This is a genomic window from Amycolatopsis sp. NBC_00348 (assembly GCF_036114655.1).
Taxonomy (GTDB): domain Bacteria; phylum Actinomycetota; class Actinomycetes; order Mycobacteriales; family Pseudonocardiaceae; genus Amycolatopsis.
Map to the genome: position 1 here is coordinate 8388558 of NZ_CP107994.1, position 18128 is coordinate 8406685.

The window sequence follows — 18128 nt, forward strand, 5'->3', positions numbered from 1 at the left end:
GGCCTGTGACCGAGAACAAGAGCGAGTACAACGCGTCATCGATCACGGTGCTCGAAGGCCTTGAAGCGGTCCGCAAGCGCCCCGGTATGTACATCGGTTCCACCGGTGAGCGCGGGCTGCACCACCTCGTCCAGGAGGTCGTCGACAACTCGGTCGACGAAGCGATGGCGGGCCACGCCACCAAGGTCGAGGTTACCCTCCTCGCCGACGGTGGGGTGCGGGTAGTCGACGACGGCCGCGGCATCCCGGTCGACATGCACCCCAAGGAGCACAAGCCGACCATCGAGGTCGTGCTCACCCAGCTGCACGCGGGCGGCAAGTTCGACAGCGACTCCTACGCGGTGTCCGGCGGCCTGCACGGCGTCGGCATCTCCGTGGTGAACGCGCTGTCGACGCGGCTGCTGGCGGAGGTCAAGTACGGCGGCCGCGACTGGCGCCAGCTGTACACGGACCAGATCCCTGGTTCGCTCGACGACCTCGGCCCGGCGTCCGAGACCGGCACCACGATCACCTTCTGGCCCGACGGCGGCATCTTCGAGACCACCACCTTCAACTTCGAGACGATCTCGCGCCGCCTCCAGGAGATGGCGTTCCTCAACAAGGGACTGACGCTGTCCCTGCGCGACGAGCGCGTCGCCGACGAGGAAGCCGAGGCGGACGCCGAAGGCAAGGTCGCCCGGGTCAAGGAGAAGGTCTACTGCTACCCGGGCGGGCTCGAAGACTTCGTCAAGCACATCAACGGCAGCAAGGACCCGATCCACGCCAGCGTGATCTCCTTCGACGCCAAGGGCCCCGGCCTCGAGGTCGAGGTCGCGATGCAGTGGAACACCGGGTTCACGCCGTCGGTCTACACGTTCGCCAACACGATCAACACCCACGAGGGCGGCACCCACGAAGAGGGCTTCCGCGCCGCGCTGACCCGCGTCGTCAACACGTACGCGCGCGACAAGAAGCTGCTCAAGGAGAAGGACACCAACCTGACCGGTGACGACGTGCGCGAGGGCCTCGCCGCGATCGTCTCGATCAAGCTGAGCGAGCCGCAGTTCGAGGGCCAGACGAAGACCAAGCTGGGCAACAGCGAGGCGAAGACGTTCGTGCAGCAGCAGTCGAACGAGTGGCTGGCCGACTGGTTCGAGCGCAACCCGGCCGAGGCGAAGACGATCATCAACAAGTCGATCTCCTCGGCGCAGGCCCGGATGGCCGCGCGCAAGGCGCGTGACCTCGTCCGCCGCAAGGGCGCGCTCGACATCGGCGGCCTGCCCGGCAAGCTGAAGGACTGCCGCTCCACCAAGCCGGAGGAGTGCGAGCTCTACATCGTCGAGGGTGACTCGGCCGGCGGCTCGGCCAAGGAGGGCCGGGACTCGATGTACCAGGCGATCCTGCCGATCCGCGGCAAGATCATCAACGTCGAGAAGGCCCGCATCGACCGCGTCCTCAAGAACACCGAGGTCCAGTCGCTGATCACCGCGCTGGGCACCGGCATCCACGACGAGTTCGACCTCGAGAAGCTGCGCTACCACAAGATCGTGCTGATGGCCGACGCCGACGTCGACGGCCAGCACATCACCACGCTGCTGCTCACCCTGCTGTTCCGGTTCATGAAGCCGCTGATCGAGCACGGCCACGTCTTCCTGTCGCGGCCGCCGCTGTACAAGATCAAGTGGCCGCGGGCCGAACCGGAGTACGTGTACTCCGACAACGAGCGTGACGCCGTCATCCGCGCGGGCGTCGAGGCCGGCAAGCGGCTGCCGAAGGACGACGCGATCCAGCGGTACAAGGGTCTCGGCGAGATGAACGCCGAAGAGCTGTGGGAGACCACGATGGACCCGGCCAACCGGCTGCTGGGGCGCGTCACGATGGACGACGCCGCCCAGGCCGACGACCTGTTCTCCGTCCTGATGGGCGAGGACGTCGAGGCCCGCCGCTCGTTCATCACGCGCAACGCCAAGGACGTGCGCTTCTTGGACGTGTAGGCGTCCCCCGTTCGTTTGTCCCGCTAGGACCCCCGCACTCGAGAAGGACCCATGACGGAAACTCTGCCGCCGGCTCCGGACCACGACCGGATCGAACCGGTCGACATCCAGCAGGAGATGCAGCGCTCGTACATCGACTACGCGATGAGCGTGATCGTGTCGCGCGCGCTGCCGGACGTGCGCGACGGCCTCAAGCCGGTCGCCCGCCGGATCCTGTACTCGATGTTCGACTCCGGCTTCCGGCCGGACCGCGGGTACAACAAGTGCTCCCGCGTCGTCGGCGACGTCATGGGCAACTACCACCCGCACGGCGACTCGGCGATCTACGACGCGCTCGTCCGGCTCGCCCAGCCGTGGTCGCTGCGGTACCCGCTGATCGACGGCCAGGGCAACTTCGGCTCGTCGGGCAACGACCCCGCCGCCGCGATGCGGTACACCGAGTCCCGGCTCGCGCCGCTGGCCATGCAGATGCTGGCGGACATCGAAGAAGACACCGTCGACTTCCGCGACAACTACGACGGCCGCACGCAGGAGCCCGACGTCCTGCCGTCGCGCTTCCCGAACCTGCTGGTCAACGGCGGTTCCGGGATCGCGGTCGGGATGGCGACGAACATCCCGCCGCACAACCTGCGCGAGGTGTCCGAGGGCGTCGTCTGGGCGCTCGAGAACCCCGAGGCGGACGACGACGAGCTGCTGGCCGCGCTCCTGGTGCGGATCAAGGGCCCGGACTTCCCGACCAAGGCGATGATCCTCGGCACGTCCGGCATCGAGGACGCCTACCGCACCGGCCGCGGCTCGGTTCGGATGCGCGCGGTCGTCGAGGTCGAGGAAGACGTCAAGGGCCGCACGATCCTGGTCGTGTCCGAGCTGCCGTACCAGGTCAACCCGGACAACCTGGTCGAGAACATCGCGAACCTGGTCCGCGACGGCAAGCTCACCGGCATCTCCGACATCGCCGACGAGTCCAACAGCCGCTCCGGCATGCGGATCGTCGTCACGGTCAAGCGCGACGCCGTCGCGAAGGTCGTGCTGAACAACCTGTTCAAGCACACCCAGCTGCAGCAGAACTTCGGCGTCAACATGCTGGCGCTGGTCGACGGCGTGCCGCGCACGCTGCGGCTCGACCAGATCATCCGGCACTACGTGAAGCACCAGGTCGAGGTCATCGTCCGGCGCACCCGCTTCCGCCTGCGCAAGGCCGAGGAACGGGCCCACATCCTGCGTGGGTACGTCAAGGCGCTCGACGCGCTCGACGAGGTCATCGCGCTGATCCGGCGGTCGCCGTCCGCGGACGAGGCCCGGCCGGCCCTGATGGAGCTGCTGGACGTCGACGAGATCCAGGCCACCGCGATCCTCGACATGCAGCTGCGGCGCCTGGCCGCCCTCGAGCGGCAGCGGATCATCGACCAGCTGGCCGAGATCGAGCTGGAGATCGCCGACCTCAAGGACATCCTCGAGAAGCCCGAGCGGCAGCGCTCGATCATCCGCGACGAGCTGATGGCGATCGTCGAGAAGTACGGCGACGACCGGCGCACGAAGATCATCGCCTTCAACGGCGACGTCACCGACGAAGAGCTCATCGCGGTCGAGGACGTCGTCGTCACGATCACCCGCACGGGGTACGCGAAGCGGACGAAGACGGATCTGTACCGCTCGCAGAAGCGCGGCGGCAAGGGCGTGCAGGGCGCGACGCTGAAGCAGGACGACATCGTCCAGCACTTCTTCGTCTGCTCGACGCACGACTGGATCCTGTTCTTCACGAACAAGGGCCGCGTCTACCGGACCAAGACGTACGACCTGCCCGAGGCCAACCGCAACGCGCGCGGCCAGCACGTGGCGAACCTCATGGCGTTCCAGCCGGACGAGAAGATCGCCCAGGTCATCGAGATCAAGAACTACGAGGTCGCGCCGTACCTGGTGCTCGCCACCAAGCGCGGCCTGGTGAAGAAGACCAAGCTCACCGACTTCGACTCCAACCGCTCCGGCGGCCTCATCGCGATCAACCTGCGCGAGGGCGACGAACTGGTCGGCGCGGTCCTGGCGGCGGCCGAGGACGACCTGCTCCTGGTGTCGGCCGAGGGCCAGTCGATCCGCTTCCACGCGACCGACGAGGCGCTGCGGCCGATGGGCCGCCCGACGTCCGGCGTGCTCGGCATGCGGTTCAACGACGGCGACGAGCTGCTCGGCATCAGTGTGGTCAAGCCGGACAAGTTCCTGCTGGTCGCGACCGACGGCGGATACTCGAAGCGCACGCCGATCGAGGACTACCCGGTGCAGGGTCGCGGTGGCAAGGGTGTGCTCACCATCCAGCACGACCGCAAACGTGGGAGGCTGGTGGGGGCGCTCATCGTCGACGCCGAGGACGAGCTGTACGCGATCACCTCGAGCGGCGGCGTGATCCGCACGCCGGCGGTCGACGTGCGCAAGGCGGGGCGGCAGACGAAGGGGGTGCGGCTGATGAATCTCGGCGAAGGCACCACTCTTCTCGCGGTCGCACGCAACGCGGACGAGCCCTCGGACGTCGCCAACGGTGACGACACCGTGGAAGCAGACGTCACGGTGGACGACACTGCGGAAGCCGTGTCGGAAGCAGTGGCCGAAACCACAGACGCGGATGAAGAAACGACGGCGCCGCCGGAGCAGTGAGACGGCGCCACCACGGCACGGATAAGGACTGACTCTTCGTGACACCATCCGAGAATCCCGAGGCAGCGGGTTCGAACGGGACTCCGTCGAGCCCACCCTGGCAGCGGGTCGGCAAGGACGGCGGCGACGCCGAGGCGACGGTCGGGCTGGCCACGGACGAGGTGCGCCCGGCCGGCGAGACGCAAACCGTCTCGCCGGCCGAGCACCCGGTGGTGACCGGCAGCGCCGCCCCCCGCCTCTTCGGCGGCGGCGACACCCCGCCGGGAGGCGAGCCGTCCGCGGCCGCCATCCCGTCGGCGTCGACCCAGCGCGCCCGCCCCAGCGCCCTCCGCCGCCCGGGCCGAGGCCCGCGGCGGGCGAGCCTGCAGGTCAAGCGGTTCGACCCGTGGTCGGTCCTGAAGCTGTCGCTGGTGCTGGGCGTCGCGATGTTCTTCGTCTGGCTCGTCGCGGTCGGCGTCCTCTACACGGTCCTCGACGGCATGGGCGTCTGGGACAAGCTGAACGGCACGTACTCCTCCCTGGTCGGCGGCGAAGGCGCGAACGCGTCCTCCGAACCGCTGATCAGCGCGGGCCGAGTTTTCGGCATCGCGGCCATCCTGGGCGCGATCAACATCGTCCTGGTGTCGGCACTGGCCACGGTCAGCGCGTTCATCTACAACGTGTCGGCCGACCTCGCCGGAGGCCTGGAAGTCACGCTGTCGGAACGGGAGTAACCCGGTTGCAGGGCCCCCTCGGGGGTCCTGTAAAGTTCTCCTCGTTCAAGGGCCTATAGCTCAGGTGGTTAGAGCGCTTCGCTGATAACGAAGAGGTCCCAGGTTCAAGTCCTGGTAGGCCCACTGCACGTAGAAGGCCGGTTCGCATGTATCGCGAACCGGCCTTCTTGCGGCGTGCCTGACTAGCTGCCTGACTGACGGTCTCGTAACCTAGGAGACCTCGCGAGACAGGCCCCGGTGAGAGCCGACGTCAATCAAGCAGTTGGTGAAGAACGATGATCGCGCCGCCCGCAGCTCCGATCCCGGCAAGTACGGCGCCGGCGACGTTGTGGTACGCCAGAAACGTCAGCACCCCGGCGACCGTGCCGCAGACGAAGGCGACGAGCAGGATCAAGACTGTTCGGTGTTCCATGAACGGCGGCTTACCTGCTCCACCACCGTGCGGCTGTCCGGCCATTGGGTCTGTCTCCTCGGTGAGGTTCGTTCGGTACCCCGTTAGGAAAACCCACGCCCCCAAGGCGCACGGCCGTCCTGCAACGCCCGGCCATCGAACGCCGATGGATTGCGACAGAAGCCGCTAGGACGCGACAGGGCAGGAGAGCTCATGGGGAGGTTGGCGTTTCCGGACGGTGTCCCTGAAGGACCGCTGCGCGCCCTCCTGATCGAACTGCACCTTCTGCATGCGAGGGCAGGCCATCCCAGCCTCGATGAGATGCGCAAGAGGCAGAACAGCCCGACAGGGGATCGCTTCGGGCGCGACGCGATCCATCGGCTGTTCAGCAGCTGTCGAGAGACCCCCAAGCTGCCCCTGCTCCTGGAGGTCGTACGGATCCTCGCGTCGATGGCACCAACCGAGGATGTCGATGCTGTCCTAGATCGGTTCGACCGGCTGTGGTTGTCGGCTGAACGCTATGACGCGCTTGGTCTCGGACAAGGTTTCCTGTACGACGGTATAGAGGACAACAAGTGGTCAGGAGACAGCCATGTCTGATCGCGTGGTGCGTGGTACGCGGTCCCGGGCCGTCTTGGTCGGCGTGGCCAGGTATGACGACCCGGCGTTGCCGGACTTGCCGTCAGGTAGTCGAGGCGCGGAAGACTTAGCTGCCGAGGCAGCCAAATGGCAGTCCAGCGGTGCTCTTGATATCGAGACTGTCGTCGACCCGACTCGGGATGAGTTCGTGCGGGCCCTGGCGAATGCGTGTGCCGAGGCAGACGATCAGCTTCTCTTGTACTTTTCAGGTCACGGTGTTGTGTCTACCTTTGGCGATCTAGTCTTGGCCACCCGCGATTATGATTCGCGAGCTTCTGAACTAACCGGTCTCTCCTGGAATACGGTACGTCGGACCCTTGCTGACGCAAGGGCCCGGTCAATCGTCGTCATTCTAGATTGTTGCTTCGTTGGTGCGACCGAGGCTGCATGGCAAGAGAATTGGAGGACTGCGGAACCATCTCCTGTGGGTGATCGCGGGCCTAGGGTCACCTATCTAATGGCTGGACGGGCGCCATGGCCGTATCAGCCCGGCATCCTTGGCGCGGCGCTACGGGCGGCAATAGAGGCTCAGCCGGCAGACCGTGCGCCAGATCTTGCAGCAATGGTTCGGCAGTTGCGCCGCGTCGAAGACGTCAACCGTCCAAAGGGTGGAGAGCTAACGGCCGCAGTGTCGGAAAGGCATGACGACTATCCTCAGAAGGCGAGCGTCTTTCTCGCTGCTGGGGACAAGGAGCACCGCTTTGCCTCAAGTCTCCGTCAAGCGTTGGCTAGTAAGCTGGGGTCGGATAGCGTTTTTCCGCCTTCCCGGTCAACTTTGCCGGGGACTCATCTTGCGCGTGTAGTTTCAGATGAGATCCTTCGTTCAAAGATTATAGTTGTTGTTATTGGTCCTGGCTGGGAATCTCGACATCGAGCGTCGGATGACTGGGTGGTTCAGGAGGTTTCCACTGCACTGTCGAATGATCTGATTGTTGTTCCAGTGCTATTTGGTGCTCGCGGCACCTTGCGACCTGACGATTTGCCGGAGTCGATCCGAGCGCTTGCGCTCCTCCAGTTCTTGCATGTCCCTCACAGGGCATCGGATGACGTAGTTGGAAGTTTGGTAGATTCGTTACTGATACTCCTTCACCTGCGACACGATTAGCAAGTTCGCCCAAATTGCGCCAAGCATGATTCAACGGCGGCCTTGGCGTGAACGGGTGGAGAGTGACCTGAGTCGGCGACGACTCGGGCCAACTCTCCATCGTTCCGAACCTTCAGTTCCCGGCGAAGATCTTGTCCATCGCCTCGGCGCCATGCTGGATCACTGGCCGCAGCTGATGGCGATAGACTTTCTCGGTCACCGTTGTTCCGTTGTGGCCGACGAGTCGTGAAATTTTTTCCAGTTCCATGCCATTGTCGGACAGCAGTGACACGAAACTGTGTCTTAACTCACGTGGTGTCCACTCTGCGGGGTTCATGTCAGCCTTCTTGAGCACCCGGCGAAACGCTCGGCGGACGTTGGCCGCGTCCAGTTCGCGCCCGACGGCAGACGCGAACACCAGCCCGTTCTCCTCCCAGTTGCCGCCGGCCAGCCTGCGCGCGAACGCCTGCTTCTCTTGGTGCGCCTGTAGGGCGTCCACACACCGCTTTGGAAGCGCGAGCGACCGGCGCGACTTCGCCGTCTTCGTGTCGCCGCCTTCCCGCACCGATCGCCACACCATGACATGTGGTGGGACGGGCGGCGTCACGTCTGGCTGGCCCTCCAAGTCGGTATGCGACCAGGTGAGGGCCCGCATTTCCTCGGTCCGGGCACCGGTCAGCAGTGACATCACGATGTAGGCGCGCATCGAGGTGAACTCAGCGGCCGCGAGCACGGCCTCGGCCTGTTCGAAGGTCAGCGACTTCGACGGCCGGCCGGCCCGCCCCTCGGGGACCTCGCACAGGAGCGCGACGTTGCGCTTGATTTTCTCCCGCTTCTGCGCCCTGGCCAGCGACCGTCGGAGCAGCGACAGCAGCTCTTGCAACGTCCGCGTCGACACGACCTTCGCCCGGCCGGCGAGCCACGTGTCGACCTCGTCGGCGGTCAGCTCGCGCGCGTTACGGCGACCGATCAACGGCACGATGTGCTTGTCGGCGAGGATCGTCAGCTTCTCGACAGTCGAGGCCGATCGCCGGGGCAGACCGTGCGCGAGGAAGTCACGCACCGCCTGAGCCACCGTGAACGACCGGTCTTCCGGCGGAAGCCCGTCGTCGTGCTCGCGGAGCATCTCCCTGAGCTTGTCTTTCGCCTCGGTCTTCGTCTTGCCGTACGCAGACCGGACCTTTCGCTTTCCGGCCGGCGTGTAGCCCACCGTAATCTCCGCGATCCAACGTTGACGGCTTTCCGACCAGCGGAGGCCGCCGTCTCCGCGGCTACGCCGTTTCGTCATAGCTGACCTCCGCTTCGTTCATCAGCAACTGGACGTACTCCTGGATGGCGACCGCCGGCACGAGTCGGGCGCGCCCCTGCTTGACCGAGCGCAGGCGCCCCGCGCGCAACTGCTCGTAGATGACCGAGCGGCTCATCGACAGCAGTCGCATCGCTTCGGTGATCCGGTAGAGGTGCCGTTCGGGCACAGCGACCGGCATGGATACGGCGTTCATCGATCCCCCTCGTGGTCGTGGTCCGGCTTGGCGGGCGCGACGTCCGCGACCTCCGCGACCGGGCTGATCAGCACTGGTGCGAGCGGCTCTCGGATGCCGCGACCGTCCGCGACCTCGGTCGCGGAGGTCGCGGCCAGGTTCGGCGACTCCGCGGCGCCCGGTACGGCGCTGACCTGCGGGGTCGCGCTGGTCGCGGCAGTCGCGCCCGATTCGAGCGGCGGGAGGTAGCGGCTCCAGGCGTCGGCGAGGCCGCCATCGCCGTCGATGCGGTAGCCCTTGAGCGTCTTGCCGCTGACCTTGAGGTCTTTCGGTCGGACCAGGTACCGGTCGAGTTCCTTCGCGAGACGGCGGCTGTCGAGCGGCTTGCCCTGCAGATCGGTCCACGGGCCGTTCTCGATGGCGTGCAGCTCGCGGATCAGCTCGGCGGTCACCATGCGGTCGGTGCTCTCCGCGGCGAAGATCTGCCGGACGTCCGCCAGCAGCCGCACACCGACTGAGACGGGTTGTGCGTTGGCTTCGAGCACGAAGTGGCGGCAGGCGCGACGTGCTGTCTGCGGCCAGTGCCCGCCGGCCGCATCTGCGATGGCGAGCAGCGGACGCCAGATCTCCGCGGCGCGGTCGCGCACGCCGTCCGGCCGGTCCGGTCGAGCGCGGCTCACCTCGTCGCCGACACGTCCGACCCACCCCGCCAGCTCGGCTCGTACCGGCGCCGACTCGCGTTCGACGTCCTCTTCGATGAACTCCTCGACCACTTCGTCAAAGCGGCGCTTGCGCATGTGCACGGTGATCGCCCGCGTGGTGATCGTGTCCGGCATTCCGCCGGCGATTCCGGCGAGCGCGACCGGCGCGTAGACCGGGAACCGGGTCACGTTCATGCTCTTGGCGTCGCCGACGCACCTCGTCACGGTCGCCGAGCGCTTGTAGCCCGCGTTCAGCAGCGCGCGGAGGTCTTCGTTGTTCCCGCCCGTCTTCGGGTTGAACACGGCGTCGATCTCGTCGAACAGGAGCGTCATCGGGCCGTCGGCGAGCATCCGGAAGATCGCAGCCGGCGTGATGCCCGATTCGCGATGTGCGAGCCGGGCTTCGCGTGACCTGGGCGACTACCACCAATCCCGGTGAACCTTGAAGGTCACCGCACCAGGTTCTCCTGGCTGGCCGCCCACGACGCCAACAGGGCCAGACCGTCCGCGGTCGGCGTGCCGGCGGGGGCGGTGTAGACGGTCAGGTGCAAGCCGGGTTCAGCGGGCAGCTCCATCGACTCGACGTCCAGGTCGAGCTGGCCCACTACCGGGTGGTGCAGACGCTTGCGGCCGGACCGGTGGAGCCGAACGTCCTGGGAAGCCCACCGCTGGCGAAATAGTTCGCTGCGCGTCGACAATTCGCCGACCAGAGCGATGAGCTCCTCGTCGTGCGGATTGCGGCCGGCTTCCATGCGGAGCTTCGCGGCCGTGTCGCGGGCGATTCGGTCGTAGTCGACGAAGAACTTTCTTGCCGATTCGGGATTCAGGTACAAGAACCGCGCGGTGTTCGCCGGTCGTCGCGTGTCGGCCAGCACCGGTGAATACAGCGCGCGGGCGAGGTGATTCACGGCCAGTACGTCATAACGGCCGTTGCAAATCCACGCCGGCGCATCGGTGATGGCGTTGAGCACCTGTTGAAGCGCCGGACGCACCGTCAAGGCGGGTCGCCGGCGGCGTGGAACGCTGGGGGCTCTGGACTGCCGCGCGAGGTGGAGCAGGTGATCGCGCTCGGCCTCGTCGAGCTGCAGGGCGGCGGCCAACGCGTCGAGCACTCCGTCGGAAGTGCCGGCGAGGCCGCCGCGCTCCATGCGCACGTAGTAGTCGACCGATACTCCTGCCAGCAGAGCTACCTCTTCGCGACGCAGGCCTTTGACCCTGCGGTTGCCGCCGTAGGCGGGCAGTCCGGCCCGCTCGGGCGTGATCCGCGCGCGACGGGAGCTCAGGAATTCCTTGATCTCGGTGCGCAGATCGATCGTGGCCACCTCGTCACCGTAGGCGTTGTCCGCAGGCGGAGGGAGGTTCTGCTGGTACCCCCGACGCCTAGGTACCTGTTGCGGTCGTGGCGATGCCGCCGTCGACCGGGATGATGGTGCCCGTGAGGTAGGACGCGGCCCGGCTGGCGAGGAACACGGCGATACCCGCCATGTCGTCGTCGCGGCCGAGCCGGCGCAGCGGGGCCTTCGCCGCGATCGTGTCGCCGATGGCGTCGAGCGTGGACGCCATCATCTGCGACGGGAACGGTCCTGGGGCCACCGCGTTCACCGTGACGTGTTGTGGGCCCAGTTCCCTGGCGAGCACCCTGGTGAGCTGGTGGAGTCCCGCTTTGCTGCTGGCGTACGAGTAGTTGGGCGACGCGGCGACGTGGATGGCGGCGATACTGCCGATGTTGACGACCCGCGCGGGATCGTCGGCGGTGCCCGCCCTGCGAAGTGCGGGGAGCAGCGCCTGCACCAGCCAGAACGGCGACTTGAGGTTGAGGTCGATCACCGTGTCCCAGGCTTCGTCCGGGAATGTCTCCAGCGGCTCGCGCCACATCGCTCCCGCGTTGTTGACGAGGATGTCCAGGCGTTCCGAGCCGGCCTCGACAAGATCGGCGAGGCGCTGACATTCGTCGTGCCTGGAAAGGTCGGCGGGAATTGCTCGAACGTCGCCGAATTCGGACAGCAGATCCTGGGCCTGCGCGCACGTATCCGCATTGCGTGAGCTGATGACGACGTGGGCGCCCGCCTGCAGAAGGCCGCGCGCGATCATCATCCCGATGCCCTTGGTGCCGCCAGTGACAAGTGCGTACTTCCCACTCAGATCGAAAAGGTCCGCGTGAGTGGTGAATCGGCCGTCCGCCATTGGTCGTCATTCCTTTTGTCGTGGAAACCGCAGTGCTCGACCAGGTTGGCAGGCGTTCTGGACGGCTGGGAGATCCTGGTGATCCAGGTACTGCGAGAGCCACGATCCTGGGTACAGGTCAGCCCTGCCGGGAAGAGAAGTGCCGGCAGGGCTGAGTTGGGGGTCGACCACCTTGTACAACGACGGCGCTCGGTGCGGTATTTCCGGCCTGGTGTGACGTGGGTTACTGGTGGTTCCAGTGGTTCCACGTGGAACACGGCGCTACGGCACCGGTCGATCTCGTGCCCGGCCGGTCCGGTAACATCGCGGGGTAAGGGAAGCAAGCTGAGAAGGGGGCTTCGGTGAAGAAGCTGCTGGCACTCGCGGTTATCGCGGGCGGCGTCCTGTTCGTGGTCAAGCGCAACAAGGCGGCGAAGGCCGAGGCCGACCTCTGGCGCGAGGCGACCGCTCCGGTCCCCTCCAACAACGGAACCACCCCGGCCAAGCCGGCGGGCGCGTCCCACAACTGAGTCTTCGTGCGGGCGGTCCGCCGCCCGCACCCGGGGCTGTAGCTCAATTGGTAGAGCACCGCCTTTGCAAGGCGGGGGTCAGGGGTTCGATTCCCCTCAGCTCCACAACCCCAGGGACGTGACAAAGGCCAGGTCAAGCGGTGTTTCCGCTGACCTGGCCTTCGTCGTGTCAGGCGGCCGTGCTGCCCGTCGTGCCCCCTGCGTGCCCCTCACCTCGCCGGCGGGCACTTTTCCGGCTCCTCTTGCCCTGCGGACGTCGCCGGGCCTGCTCGATGTTGCCGCTCATCGCGTCGGCGATCGTGTGGTCACGCTCCCGCCGCGCGCGCTGGTAGATCAGGGCGGCCCGCGTGGTCGAGTGGCCCATCCGCGCCATCAGCTCCCGCGTCGTCGCGCCTCCCTCGGCAGCCAGCTCGTTGCCGCTGTGCCGCAGGTCGTGAAAGTGCACGTCATCGGGGATCCGCGCGGCCTTCCGGGCTTTGACCCACACCCGGCGGAAGTTGTGCCGGCGGAGCCGACCGCCCTGCGGGCCGACGAACACCAGGCCGTCCGCGCCCGGTTCGGCGTACCGCCCGATGTGCTCGCGCAGCTCGCTCACGATCGCCTTCGGAACGGCCACGCGTCGCTTCCCGGCCTCGCTCTTCGGTCCCTTGATCGTCGAGCCGCCCCGCAGTTCTGCTTGCGAGCGCAGCACCCGAATTTCCCGGCGTTCGAGGTCGACGTCTCGCCGCCGAAGTGCGGCTAGCTCGCCGAACCGAGGCGACGTGAACGTGGCCAGCAGGATGAGCATCCGATACCGCGGCTGGATCGCGTCGGCGACGGCGTACACCTGGCGAATCGTCAGCACCGGCCGTTCGGCGGAGTTGTCCTCGCCGGCGCGCTTGATGCGGCAAGGGTTCCGCTTCACGATCCGGTCCTCGTCCACCGCCGTGTTGTAGATCGCGCGCAGCAGGCGGTACGCCTTCGCGACCGTGGGTTCGCCGACCTTCCGCGCAAGCAATTCGCTCCGCCACCGGCGCACCGTCGCTTCCTTGATGCCGGCCACCGTCAGCTCGCCGAACGTCGGCGCGTAGTGGTTACGCACGATGCCTTCGTAGCGCTCGCGTGTCGTGTCGCTGAGCTTCCGTTCCGCGACCCACGTCGTGGCGTAGGCCATGAAAGGCACCTTCCCGGAGTCCGGGTTGACCCAGTCGTCGCGAATGATTTCCGTGCGCTTCTCCGCCAACCAGGACGACGCCAGCTTGCGCGTCTCGAAGGTCTCGGGCGCCGGCCGCAGAGCGCCGTCCGGCCCCGGGTACCGAGCCTGCCACCGGCCAGACTTGAGCTGTCGAATTCGGCCCCAGTCGCGTCGATTGCTAGCCATCAGGCAGCCCCCCTAAAAGCCGTTGTTCGAGGTGAAACGGTGTTTGAAGCGATGAACTCGGCCAGCACGCTTTCCGCGATGCGCACGTGTCGTCCGAGCTTGACGAACTCGATTCGCCGTTCTTCGATCAGGCGGCGCGGGAACCGCACCGTGGTCCCGAGCAACTCGGCGACCTGTTCGACGTTGAGGTAGCGCTCACCAGTGCGCGCGGAATCCATGGCGTGGTAGACCTTTCGTGCAGGCGGATGCTGGCGGCGGAACGCGTCATGGCTCTGTCCTCCGAGGTCGAGGTGTCACAGCAGGTGTCACACCTGTTTGTGCTGGTCAGGGCAGGTTGAGTGACGGAGTGACAGGTGTGACACCCATGGGGTGGTCGCTGGTGTCACACCTGCCGGGGACGTGACAACGTGCAGGTCAGGCAGCTACTCGTCGTCGTCCGGCTCGATAGCGAGAAGGTGGTTGTCTTCTCGGCCGATCCGCACGGCGGAGTCGTGGTCGACCTGGGTGAGGCCACGGCGGTCGGAGTCCGGGGAGAGGTGGACCCGCCCGGTCCGCGTCATGGCCTGCAGGGCTTTGTCGACCTCGTCGCGCGGGAGCGTGGCTCCGAGCCGCTCGCGGACGTCACTAAGGCGCACCCAGCCCTGCGGCCTGCTGGCCAACTCGCGGTAGACGTCGCGGACGCGCTGCTCGGCCGTTGCGGGCGGTTGGGTTTCGACGCGTGCCGTCTCGTTCGCCGGCGTCGCGTCAGCTGGAGCCGGGGACGTGACAACCTGCTGCTCACGGCGTTTCTGCTCGGCTCGGATCTCGTCGTAGGTCCGTGACGGGGTCAGCGGGTCACGCAGGGCCTGGGCGAGGTCGTCCGCGCTGGCGTTGCCGACGCCGGCGGCCTGCACGCGGTCCTTCGCGCTGGTGTCGCGCGGGCGCTCGATTCGCATGGCGTGCTGGGCGTCGCCGCCGATCTCGACCGCCGCGGCGTGGTCTGCGTCGGTGAGGGCCTTGCGGTTGTCCTCCGGCACCATGTGGACGTTGGGGTCGTTGCGGTTCATCTTCAGCAGGACCCGGGTTACCTCGTCGTGGTCGACGTCCCCGAGTGCCTTGCGGACGTCGATGATGCCGACCCATTCGCCTTGCGCGGCCAGCTTGGCCACTGCGTCACGGACGCGGTCCTCGGTCGACCCGGACGGAGTGCTGGCCGGTTCCGGCTTGCTGGGCTGGGGTTCGGGCTTCGGCATGGGGTCCTCCTGTGCGGTCGGCTCGGTTGGTGTGGTCAGCTCGCCGGCGAACTGGCCGGAGATGGTGGGCGCGGTCGGCGCGGGCGGGGCGTGTAGGTCGCCGGCGAACTGGTCGACTTCGGGTAGCGGGTGGCCGGTGACGGCGGTGTACTTCGCTGCGGCGGTGGCGACCGCGGCCGGGTCGCCGGTGGCGTAGGCGGTTTCGAGGCCGCGGCGGGCGCGGCTGCGTTGCTGGCGGAGTCGGGCGCCGGCGGCGCCGCAGCTGCGTCCGTTGCATCGGCGTCCGCCTTCAGCGCTTGAGCGACACATCCGGGGTTCTCCTCTCGGCACGTTGACCTGGGCTTTGTCACGTCCCCACCCGGTATGGGCAGGCGTCACGGCGGTGACGGCTGGGGTGTGACAGCTCGCGGGGGTGTCACACCTGCTGTCACACCTATTCGTGCTGGTCAGCGGCTTGTGGTGACAGGTGCGGCAGGTGTGACAGCTGCGAGGTGTCGCTGGTGTCACCGGGCTCCGGTGGGCTGTAGGTGCCGTTCGGGGCGACGCGCAGCTGGCCGTCACCGGCCATCCGCGAGCACGTCTTGCGGACGGTGGCCGGGTTCAGGTCGAGCGCTTCGGCGATCCGGGCCGGCTTGAGCGGGCCGTGCTCGCGCAGCAGCCGAAGAATGTCCGCTCGCCCGTTCTGCACGAGGTGATCGGTCGCCGGGCCGTCGAGCTTGGTCCACGCACCGGACTGGGCATCGAAGCTCATGGCGTAGTCGGCTTCTTCGACGTCGCGGCCGGTCACGTGCAGCACCCCGTCCGCCTGACCACGGGCGCGCTCGAGCACGAGGGTCGCGTCGACCGCGCCGGTGATGCCGGCGGTGCCGGAGACGAGGTTTTGCCAGTCTTCGGCGCTCTGCTTGCGGACGTGGTGGATGAGCAGGAACGGGACGCTGTAGTGGTCGGCCAGCTGCTTGAACCGGCCAGCGGCGGCGTAGTCGGCGCTGTAGGCCGATGACCCGGCCGCGTCCGTGCCGCGCATCTTCTCGAAGGTGTCGATGATGACCAGCCGAGCGTGCGGGTTTTCCTCCAGCCACTCGACCAGCACGGCGTCGCCGCCGTTCGTCATCGTGGGGCAGGCGGTTTCGAGGGTGAGTAGCGGTGCGGCCCGGCCGCCGGCGGCGAGCATCTGCCGCCGGCGGCGCTGCAGCCGGCGTCCGGTGTCTTCCAAGGCGCAGTAGAGGACGGGGCCGCGTTCGACGTCGATCGATCCCAGGACGGGGTCGCCGTTGGCGATATCGGCGCCGAACCCGAGTGACAGCCACGATTTCCCGAGCTTCGGCGCGCCGGCCAGCAGGTTCAGCCCTTCCGCGAGCAGACCGGGCACGGCCCACTTCGGCGGCGGGAACTCCTCTCGCATCAGCTCCGCATCTGTCCACCGGGTGCGGCGGGCAGGTGGTGCCGGGACGGCGGCCAGTGGCCGGGGCGTGGTCATGGTTCGGACCTCCAGGGACGTGACAACGTGCGGGTCAGGCGATCCGGCGGGGACGCTTGGCGCCGGCACGAAGTCCGGACGTGATCGCGGTTTCGGCCTCGCGGGCGGTGAAGTGCCGCGTCCCGATGTGGCGTCCGGTCGCGGTCATCAGTGCCGCGCGGACCTCGTCTTCGGTGAGCGCGTTCCCTTCGACCAGCTGCCCGAGTGCGACCGCGGCGGCGTAGAGGGTGGCGTTGCGGTTCTGCGTGGCGTCGGCGACCTTCCCTGCCTCCGCGCGCACCGCGGCGTCGAGGTAGCGGGCGCGCCGGTCGCCGGCCGGGCGGATTGGCACGACCGGGGCCGCGGGCAGCGGCGCCGGGGTGAACCGCTCGACCAGCCACCGCGGGAGTTCCGCCACGGCGCCGTCCCACAGGAACTCGTAGCGCCCGGCCGGGGTGGTGGTGCCGACGCCGGCGACGTAGCCGCCCCACGCGCGGGTGTCGACCTTCCACCCGAGCCCGTTCCCGCGCTCCCCGCTGGTGTTCCGCAGTGTCACGTCCCCCGGCGCCCGGTAGTACAGGTGCAGCCCACCGGAGGGCGTCCGGACCGTGAGCGTGTCCCCGGGCAGTTCCTGCCCGGCCTGCTCGGCGACGACGGCGAGCACGTCCTCCCCGGATCGCGCGCCGGCCGCGGCCCACCGCGGCGGGATCTCCTCGCCGGGCTTGGCGGTGTCGAGGTCGAGCACGCACAGCCCGGACGGGCCTGTCGCCACGCCGATCCCGTAGGGGGCGTGCGTCCACGCCGCGCGGATCTTGTCGGGGTCGGTGGTGGCGCGCTGCTCCCACGTGCGGTGCCCGCCGGCGCACCGGCCGATGCCAGGGCACCGGTCCTCCGGGTGCCCGGCCGGGCGCTTGCTGCCCGGCCGCAACGGGAAGACGTGCCAGCCGCGAGCCGCGGCGTCCAGGGCAGCGTCCAAAGTGGTGGTGTCCATCGTGGTTTCCCCGTTCAGTAGAGCGACGTCGTGATCGGGATGGCGCCGGGTGTGCCGGCCGGGACGGGCGCGTACATCACGTCTCCGTCCGGGAAGCCGGGCACCGGGTTCAGCACCCACCCGGTGTCCAGGTCCGTCGGGCTCTGCGCGGTCGGGCCGTCGTGGTCGTCGACCGCGACCGCGACGGCGTACTCGCGCATGAGGTGCAGTGCCTGCTCGCGGGTGCACGGCCCGAGGACGTTGTAGTTGCTGTCCTCGTCGATCCAGACGGTCAGCCCGGTTGCCGTGGTCATCGGGCCTCCTCGGGGGTGAAGTGGGTTAGCGTCGCGGCGGCGTCGGCGAGGATGTCGGCGTGGTCGAACGCGATGGCGTCGCGGTTGCGCAGCAGCCACGGCACCGGCACCCACGCGGCGGCCGCCGCGTCGTCGCCGGCGGTGGGCTTGACCAGGTGGCCGACGACGGTGAAGAACGCGACGGTGACGTAGCGGCCGCGGGGGTCGCGGTCGGGCTGGTCGTAGATCCCGAGCTGCCGCAGGTCGGACAGGAGCAGCCCGGTTTCCTCGGTCAGCTCGCGGGCCGCGGCGGCGCGGAAGGTCTCGCCGGGGTCGACGTGCCCGCCGGGGAACGCCCACTGGCCGCGGAAGGGCTCCCAGCGGCGCTGGATCATCAGGATGTGCCAGACGTCGTTGCGGCGGGCGAACGCGAGCACGTCGGAGGTCAGCCGGACCGTCTCGTGGGTGTCGTCGGTGTGTTCCATCGCGTGTGTCC

At 67.8% G+C, this 18128-nt stretch carries 18 protein-coding genes, 2 tRNA genes and 1 pseudogene; 8 read left to right on the forward strand and 13 right to left on the reverse strand.

Going from position 1 to position 18128, the window contains the following annotated elements; genetic code table 11:
- Window positions 1-5: 5 nt before the first annotated feature.
- From gyrB to OHS58_RS37230, 4 genes are all read left to right on the forward strand, one after another.
- Window positions 6-1973 (forward strand): DNA topoisomerase (ATP-hydrolyzing) subunit B, encoded by a 1968-nt coding sequence (gene gyrB / locus OHS58_RS37215; protein WP_326945430.1) that lies wholly within the window; start codon window positions 6-8, stop codon window positions 1971-1973.
- A gap of 51 nt (window positions 1974-2024) precedes the next feature.
- Window positions 2025-4619 carry a DNA gyrase subunit A gene (gene gyrA, locus OHS58_RS37220; RefSeq protein ID WP_326945431.1) on the forward strand — a complete coding sequence of 865 codons (2595 nt, stop codon included), beginning with the start codon at window positions 2025-2027 and terminating at the stop codon, window positions 4617-4619.
- Between the two features lie 38 nt (window positions 4620-4657).
- On the forward strand, window positions 4658-5332 hold the full coding sequence (locus tag OHS58_RS37225) for a DUF3566 domain-containing protein (protein ID WP_247059658.1): 675 nt from the start codon (window positions 4658-4660) through the stop codon (window positions 5330-5332).
- Window positions 5333-5381: 49 nt separating this feature from the next.
- A tRNA-Ile gene (locus OHS58_RS37230) sits at window positions 5382-5455 on the forward strand.
- A 127-nt stretch (window positions 5456-5582) separates the two neighbouring features.
- Here OHS58_RS37230 and OHS58_RS37235 read toward each other — a convergent pair.
- Window positions 5583-5789, reverse strand: a complete 207-nt coding sequence (locus OHS58_RS37235) for a hypothetical protein (RefSeq protein WP_328645531.1) — start codon at window positions 5787-5789, stop codon at window positions 5583-5585.
- A 147-nt stretch (window positions 5790-5936) separates the two neighbouring features.
- Here OHS58_RS37235 and OHS58_RS37240 point away from each other — a divergent pair, with 147 nt between their 5' ends.
- Both OHS58_RS37240 and OHS58_RS48835 read left to right on the forward strand, forming a co-directional pair.
- Entirely contained in the window at window positions 5937-6323 is a 387-nt protein-coding gene (locus OHS58_RS37240; protein ID WP_328645532.1) for a hypothetical protein, read from the forward strand.
- The gene (locus OHS58_RS48835; RefSeq protein ID WP_442875488.1) at window positions 6316-7467 is read left to right on the forward strand and encodes a caspase family protein; all 1152 of its coding nucleotides are present in this window, start codon (window positions 6316-6318) and stop codon (window positions 7465-7467) included. The genes OHS58_RS37240 and OHS58_RS48835 overlap by 8 nt, the downstream gene beginning before the upstream one ends.
- A 112-nt stretch (window positions 7468-7579) precedes the next feature.
- On the opposite strand, the gene OHS58_RS37245 is transcribed toward OHS58_RS48835, so the two are convergent.
- From OHS58_RS37245 to OHS58_RS37265, 5 genes and pseudogenes are all read right to left on the reverse strand, one after another.
- On the reverse strand, window positions 7580-8656 hold the full coding sequence (locus OHS58_RS37245; protein ID WP_328645533.1) for a site-specific integrase: 1077 nt from the start codon (window positions 8654-8656) through the stop codon (window positions 7580-7582).
- A 61-nt stretch (window positions 8657-8717) separates the two neighbouring features.
- Complete coding sequence (locus tag OHS58_RS37250; RefSeq protein WP_328645534.1) at window positions 8718-8948, reverse strand: helix-turn-helix domain-containing protein; 231 nt, start codon at window positions 8946-8948, stop codon at window positions 8718-8720.
- Window positions 8945-10003: pseudogene (locus OHS58_RS37255) on the reverse strand (DUF3631 domain-containing protein); the annotation flags it as partial. The pseudogene OHS58_RS37255 and the gene OHS58_RS37250, both read right to left, overlap by 4 nt.
- A 74-nt stretch (window positions 10004-10077) precedes the next feature.
- Window positions 10078-10950: an MmyB family transcriptional regulator gene (locus tag OHS58_RS37260; RefSeq protein WP_328645535.1), complete on the reverse strand. Its 873-nt coding sequence runs from the start codon at window positions 10948-10950 to the stop codon at window positions 10078-10080.
- A gap of 58 nt (window positions 10951-11008) precedes the next feature.
- On the reverse strand, window positions 11009-11812 hold the full coding sequence (locus tag OHS58_RS37265) for an SDR family oxidoreductase (protein ID WP_328645536.1): 804 nt from the start codon (window positions 11810-11812) through the stop codon (window positions 11009-11011).
- A 341-nt stretch (window positions 11813-12153) separates the two neighbouring features.
- On the opposite strand from OHS58_RS37265, the gene OHS58_RS37270 reads away from it, so the two are divergent.
- Window positions 12154-12321, forward strand: coding sequence for a DLW-39 family protein (locus OHS58_RS37270; protein ID WP_086679331.1), 168 nt, complete (start codon window positions 12154-12156; stop codon window positions 12319-12321).
- Window positions 12322-12353: 32 nt separating this feature from the next.
- Window positions 12354-12426: transfer RNA gene (locus OHS58_RS37275), tRNA-Ala, on the forward strand.
- Between the two features lie 64 nt (window positions 12427-12490).
- On the opposite strand, the gene OHS58_RS37280 is transcribed toward OHS58_RS37275, so the two are convergent.
- From OHS58_RS37280 to OHS58_RS37310, 7 genes are all read right to left on the reverse strand, one after another.
- A complete protein-coding gene (locus OHS58_RS37280; protein WP_328645537.1) occupies window positions 12491-13681 on the reverse strand; it encodes a tyrosine-type recombinase/integrase in 1191 nt (396 codons plus the stop codon).
- Window positions 13681-13899: a helix-turn-helix domain-containing protein gene (locus OHS58_RS37285; protein WP_328645538.1), complete on the reverse strand. Its 219-nt coding sequence runs from the start codon at window positions 13897-13899 to the stop codon at window positions 13681-13683. Before OHS58_RS37285 ends, OHS58_RS37280 begins: the two co-directional genes overlap by 1 nt.
- 204 nt (window positions 13900-14103) lie before the next feature.
- Complete coding sequence (locus OHS58_RS37290) at window positions 14104-15222, reverse strand: SPOR domain-containing protein (protein WP_328645539.1); 1119 nt, start codon at window positions 15220-15222, stop codon at window positions 14104-14106.
- A 124-nt stretch (window positions 15223-15346) separates the two neighbouring features.
- Window positions 15347-16390: an AAA family ATPase gene (locus tag OHS58_RS37295; RefSeq protein WP_328645540.1), complete on the reverse strand. Its 1044-nt coding sequence runs from the start codon at window positions 16388-16390 to the stop codon at window positions 15347-15349.
- A gap of 34 nt (window positions 16391-16424) precedes the next feature.
- Window positions 16425-17360, reverse strand: coding sequence for a bifunctional DNA primase/polymerase (locus tag OHS58_RS37300; RefSeq protein ID WP_328645541.1), 936 nt, complete (start codon window positions 17358-17360; stop codon window positions 16425-16427).
- Window positions 17361-17374: 14 nt separating this feature from the next.
- Window positions 17375-17653, reverse strand: coding sequence for a hypothetical protein (locus tag OHS58_RS37305; protein WP_328645542.1), 279 nt, complete (start codon window positions 17651-17653; stop codon window positions 17375-17377).
- A complete protein-coding gene (locus OHS58_RS37310) occupies window positions 17650-18117 on the reverse strand; it encodes an NUDIX hydrolase (protein ID WP_328645543.1) in 468 nt (155 codons plus the stop codon). Before OHS58_RS37310 ends, OHS58_RS37305 begins: the two co-directional genes overlap by 4 nt.
- Window positions 18118-18128: the final 11 nt, after the last annotated feature.